Genomic DNA, 6,000 nt, shown 5'->3' on the forward strand with positions numbered 1-6,000 from the left:
CAGTGGTATATCTGTTTAAAGTAACCTTCTTACTTTATTTATAAATCTACATTAGTCGGAAGAATTTCAGGTTGGTAACAGTAGTTATTGCCTTTTTACGAATCGGTGAATTGCTCTTCTTTGTGTGGCTTTGAAAAAGTTGAACCGGATTTTCCTATCTATAAAGAAGGGAATCCGGTTTTTCTTGTGGATTAAGAACCTGTTAAGTGATAATGAAGTTATTCCATTAAAGGGCCAGATTGTTTTATCGGAATAACTTGTATAATAATTTTAGAAATAACTATTGGAAAAAGCACGAGAACATTTAGAAGGGAAATAAAAAAATGAATGAAAAGATTATTTCAATCATTTCCACATATGAAAAAGTTGGCGATTTTATGGGAGGGGTAAATGAAGATACGATTCAAGAAGCAGCACAAATACTAAACATTACATTCCCGAAGAGTTATCATTGGTTTTTAAAACAGTATGGTAGCGGCGGACTTAAAGGAATGGATATACACGGCTGTGAAACAACAGCCGCAGATTCTTCAGTTGTTTACCACACACAATTGTATAGAGAAAAATATAACTTACCTGTACAATATATTGTTCTAGAAGATATCGATGGTTGTGTGAGTTGCTTAGATACCAATCAAATGAACGATGGCGAGTGCCCTGTTGTCTCTTGGAGTCGTTTTTCAAAGGAACTATATGCCATTACTTATGAAAGCTTCAGCGAGTATCTATTAGATTATTTACAAGAATGTGTAGATAATTGTTATGATGAGGATTAATTGATTATATTACTACGAATTGTGATTTAAGTAATGAAGAACATTGAGTTGTATATGCAGCTCTTTTTTCTTTATTGAACTCCCATGAAAGAACTTAATCATCTTTCATTTTCTGTGGTGAAGAGCTGATTTTTGCGCTTCATGGATGGCTAACGGTGCAGTTTAATAAAAGAAGGGACATATTTTATGAAAGAAATTAAATCGACATCTATTCAACCTAATGTAAGAGAACTTTTATCCTTCGCAACATCTGAAAAGAATGTCGAGAAAGAATATAAATTATATATACAATCTCCAGTAAGAAAGTTATATGGATATGACCTTGAATCTGAGGTTGTTGGTTGTATTGGAATAGAATTTTTAAGTCCAAAGCGTTGTGAAATAAAACATATCGCAGTATCTCTGGATCATAGAGGAATAGGTATTGGGAGTAAAATGATTAACTTCGTTTTGGAAAAATATTCTTTATCTTTAATGTTTGCTGAAACCGATAAAGATGCTGTGAATTTTTATAAAAATTATGGATTTAAGATAACGAGTTTAGGTGAAAAGTATCCAGGTGTGGAACGATTTCGGTGTATTTTAAAAAGTTAATAGGACTAAGTCTTCTTCAACTATCGGAGGCATTGTTCAATAGAGTAGTCGCTTTTTTACTAACGATGTAGAATACTTTAATAAGATTTGAATTAAAAAGAGGTTACGATTATGCGAAATAGAGGTTCGGTAGTAATAGTAGAAATGATAAGGTTGGTTTAATTCAAAATTATAGATGGCTCTGTTTTAAACCAGAAGAAAAGACAGCCTTTCGTTAAATTACAAACATATTGTTACAATGGTAGAGCTAGAGCGCAATATGTTTTGGAGATTGCATTGTAAAGTCCAATATTTAGAAAAAACTAATTCTGAATTGTTAAGAACAGTATTGTTTAAAGGATTTTGTTTTGATAAACAATCTGAGTAATGTATCTAAAATAAAAGTACATGAAAAGTCACTCAATATTTATTTATAAAATAAGTGACTTTTTTTAATTTTTCAAATATAATTATCTGTACAAAAACACAAATTGTTGTAAATTATAATCTTTGTTAAGATTTTTACTATATAACGTACCTGTCCGGGCCCGATTGTTATAAATTATTCAATATTATAGGTGGGGCACCATTTTAAAAAAACTACGAGTGCCCCAGAAAATGCCCCCAGAAAGTGCCCCAGTTAAATACATTTAAATACCCTTAAATAGAAGGGTATAAAAACCTCCAATTTGCAAAACCTTCATATTATGCACATCAAAAAATTAAAAACTTTAGGTTCGATATCAAGGTCATAAGGATTACTTATTGAAAAAGATAATATTAATGTAATTTACTTATGAATATAAATGAGCTATCATGGGTATTGGAGAAAAGATGCTTTAAAAATTTATATAGCCTTTTCAAAAAGATATTTAGGGGGATCCGCAAATGGCACAAGGTAATTTACACAACAGCCGCGCATCATTCGAAGTTAATGGTAAAACTTATAATTACTATGACTTAGCTGCGATTGAAAAAGCTGGCGTTGCAAAAGTTTCAAACCTTCCTTACTCAATCAAAGTATTATTAGAATCAGTTTTACGTCAATATGATGCATATGTTATCAAAGAAGAGCACGTAAACGAATTAGCAAAATGGGGTAACGGTGCAGATCCAGAAGCAGAAGTACCATTCAAACCTTCTCGCGTAGTATTACAAGACTTCACTGGTGTACCAGTAGTAGTTGACCTTGCTTCTCTACGTTCTGCTATGAAAGAAATGGGTGGAGACCCAAGCAAAATCAACCCTGCTATTCCAGTTGACCTTGTAATTGACCACTCAGTACAAGTTGACAAATACGGTAATGCATCTGCATTAGCAGCAAACATGGACCTAGAATTCGAACGTAACGCTGAGCGTTATAACTTCTTAAAATGGGCTCAAACTGCTTACGATAACTTCCGTGCTGTACCACCAGCAACTGGTATCGTTCACCAAGTAAACTTAGAGTATTTAGCTCCAGTTGTACACGTAAACGAAAATGCTGACGGTACATTCGAAACTTTCCCAGATTCAGTAGTAGGTACTGACTCACATACGACAATGATCAACGGTATCGGCGTTCTTGGATGGGGCGTTGGTGGTATCGAAGCTGAAGCAGGTATGCTTGGTCAACCTTCATACTTCCCAATCCCAGAAGTTATCGGTGTTAAATTAGTTGGCGATCTTCCAAACGGAACTACTGCTACTGACTTAGCATTAAAAGTAACTCAAGTTTTACGTCAACGTGGCGTAGTTGGTAAATTCGTTGAGTTCTTCGGACCTGGCGTAACTAAATTACCACTAGCTGACCGTGCGACAATCTCTAACATGGCTCCTGAATATGGTGCTACATGTGGTTTCTTCGCAATTGACGAAGAATCATTAAACTACATGCGTTTAACTGGTCGTGACGAAGAGCACATTGCTGTTGTAGAATCTTACTTAAAAGCTAACCACATGTTCTTCGATCCAACTTTAGAGCCAGTTTACACTGACGTATTAGAAGTAAACTTAGCTGAAATCGAACCAAACCTTTCTGGTCCAAAACGTCCACAAGACTTAATTCCACTATCTCAAATGCGTACTCGTTACAAAGAAGCAGTAGTGGCACCACAAGGTACACAAGGTTTCGGTTTAACTGAAGATGAATTCGCAAAAACTTCTGTAGCTAAATTTGCTGAAGGTGATGTAGAAATCCCAACAGGTGCTGTAGCAATCGCTGCAATCACTTCTTGTACAAATACATCAAACCCTTACGTATTAATCGCAGCGGGCTTAGTTGCGAAAAAAGCTGTAGAAAAAGGTCTAACTGTTCCTAAATGGGTAAAAACTTCTTTAGCACCAGGTTCTAAAGTAGTAACTGGTTACCTTGAAGATTCAGGTTTACAAACTTACCTTGACCAAATCGGTTTCAACACTGTAGGTTACGGTTGTACAACATGTATCGGTAACTCAGGTCCATTACTTCCTGAAATCGAAGACGCTATCAAAGAGAACGACTTATTCGTAACTTCAGTTCTTTCTGGTAACCGTAACTTCGAAGGCCGTGTACACCCACTTGTAAAAGCTAACTACTTAGCTTCACCACCACTTGTTGTTGCTTATGCACTTGCTGGTACTGTGGATATCGACCTACAAAAAGATTCATTCGGTAAAGATAAAGATGGCAACGAAGTATTCTTCGCTGATATCTGGCCTTCAACTGAAGAAGTTAACGCTGTATTAGGTACTGTAGTTAACCGTGAATTATTCCAAAAAGAATACGAAACTGTATTCACAGCAAACGAAAAATGGAATGCAATTGAAACATCAACTGAGTCTCTATACACATTTGATGACAAATCAACTTACATCCAAAACCCACCATTCTTCCAAGGTCTTGCGAAAGAGCCAGAAGCTATCAAAGGCTTAGAAGGCTTACGCATTATGGCGAAGTTCGGTGACTCAATTACAACTGACCATATTTCTCCAGCTGGTGCAATCGGTAAAGATACACCTGCAGGTAAATATTTAATCGAAAACGGTGTTGCAATCCGTGACTTCAACTCATACGGTTCTCGTCGTGGTAACCACGAAGTTATGATGCGTGGTACATTTGCAAACATCCGTATCCGTAACCAAGTTGCTCCTGGTACAGAAGGTGGTTTCACTACTTACTGGCCAACAGGTGAAGTAGAGTACATCTATGACGCATGTATGAAATACCAAGCACAAGGTACTGGCTTAGTAGTACTTGCTGGTAACGACTACGGTATGGGTTCTTCTCGTGACTGGGCTGCTAAAGGTACTAACTTACTTGGTATCAAAACAGTTATCGCACAATCTTACGAGCGTATCCACCGTTCTAACTTAGTAATGATGGGTGTTCTTCCACTTCAATTCATGCCAGGTGAATCAGCTGATACTTTAGGCTTAACTGGTAAAGAAGAAATCTCTGTAAACATTACTGACAACGTGAAACCACGTGATATCTTAACAGTTACTGCTAAATCTGAAGACGGATCAGTTAAAACTTTCCAAGCTTTAGCTCGTTTCGACTCAGAAGTAGAAGTAGACTACTACCGTCACGGTGGTATCCTACAAATGGTTCTTCGCGCGAAAGCTGCACAATAATCATTTAACTAAAAAACCGATCTCTTAGGAGATCGGTTTTTTGTGTCTGTACATAAAAGTTATGGAGTGAGAGTCTAGTCTTTTTAAAAGCTTTACTTTTCTTCAGTTTCCAACTGTTTGTAATAGTTTTCTACAATAGGATAAATATCCGGGTTTGAATCATAGTAGGTATTATCAATTTCACTTAATGTGAATTTAAATTTTCTTTCATTATCAAAAAGAGTAATACCATATCTCCATCCAACACGTGCTTCTTGATTGTCTTGCGGAGTATATTTTATATCTTTAATCAGAGCAATAAAATCATTGATTTGTTCTTGCCTAATAATCGTTTTTGAAGCACCAGTTGAACCATCTTGGATGACCACTTTATCTATATTTTCAATTTTTGCATCCTTATAAATGGTTTCTAGTGTTTGTGTTTTCCCATTTGTACAAGCAGAAACCAAAAAAAGACTTACTAACAAAATTAGAAACAAAAATTTTTTCATTAGACTGCCTCCAAAAATTTCATTCTTTTGCCAATTAGACGAAATAATTTACTAATAGTTACAAATATTGGGCGTGCTATTGCCTCGATAATGGTAGATAGAACTCTTATGATGAATAGAACCACCGAAATCATTGATAGAACAACCGAAATCGTGGATAGAGAACCTCCAATGACGGAAAGCCCCATCGAAACGAAGGAAAGAACGGACGAAACAACGAAGAACCGCGAACATCGCTGATAAAACCGCAAACATCGCTGATAGAATCGCGAACATCGCTGATAGAACCACAAACATCGCTGATAGAATTGCAAAAAGCTTGTTAGCAGCGAAACTTTATGGTTTAGCGGCGTTCTTTGTGTGGTTTGCGGCGAAACTCAAAGTTTTAGCGGCGAATTCCAACGTAATCTATAAAATTTAGGAAAACTTAAATCAAGGTTGAAAAACTTTGTATAGAATTTTACACAATATAGTCAAGTCCTTAATATTGTGTAAAAATATTATACAAAGTTTTCAACCCTGATTTTTATCTAAACGTCTGATTGATAAATGAATTGGGCTTACTC

Annotated in this window: 4 protein-coding genes; 3 read left to right on the forward strand and 1 reads right to left on the reverse strand. The window is 36.0% G+C overall.

What is annotated here, in order from left to right; genetic code table 11:
* Positions 1–323: 323 nt before the first annotated feature.
* The 3 genes from ACIQ7N_RS20990 to acnA all read left to right on the forward strand — a co-directional run bounded on the left by ACIQ7N_RS20990 (position 324) and on the right by acnA (position 4,943).
* Positions 324–776 carry an SMI1/KNR4 family protein gene (locus tag ACIQ7N_RS20990; RefSeq protein ID WP_402935881.1) on the forward strand — a complete coding sequence of 151 codons (453 nt, stop codon included), beginning with the start codon at positions 324–326 and terminating at the stop codon, positions 774–776.
* Positions 777–962: 186 nt separating this feature from the next.
* On the forward strand, positions 963–1,370 hold the full coding sequence (locus ACIQ7N_RS20995) for a GNAT family N-acetyltransferase (protein ID WP_402935884.1): 408 nt from the start codon (positions 963–965) through the stop codon (positions 1,368–1,370).
* A gap of 867 nt (positions 1,371–2,237) precedes the next feature.
* A complete protein-coding gene (gene acnA / locus ACIQ7N_RS21000; RefSeq protein ID WP_402935887.1) occupies positions 2,238–4,943 on the forward strand; it encodes an aconitate hydratase AcnA in 2,706 nt (901 codons plus the stop codon).
* Between the two features lie 92 nt (positions 4,944–5,035).
* On the opposite strand, the gene ACIQ7N_RS21005 is transcribed toward acnA, so the two are convergent.
* The gene (locus ACIQ7N_RS21005) at positions 5,036–5,434 is read right to left on the reverse strand and encodes a hypothetical protein (protein WP_402935889.1); all 399 of its coding nucleotides are present in this window, start codon (positions 5,432–5,434) and stop codon (positions 5,036–5,038) included.
* Positions 5,435–6,000: the final 566 nt, after the last annotated feature.

Origin of the sequence: Lysinibacillus sp. NPDC095746, assembly GCF_044763535.1 — a bacterium.
In the GTDB taxonomy this organism is placed as follows: domain Bacteria; phylum Bacillota; class Bacilli; order Bacillales_A; family Planococcaceae; genus Lysinibacillus.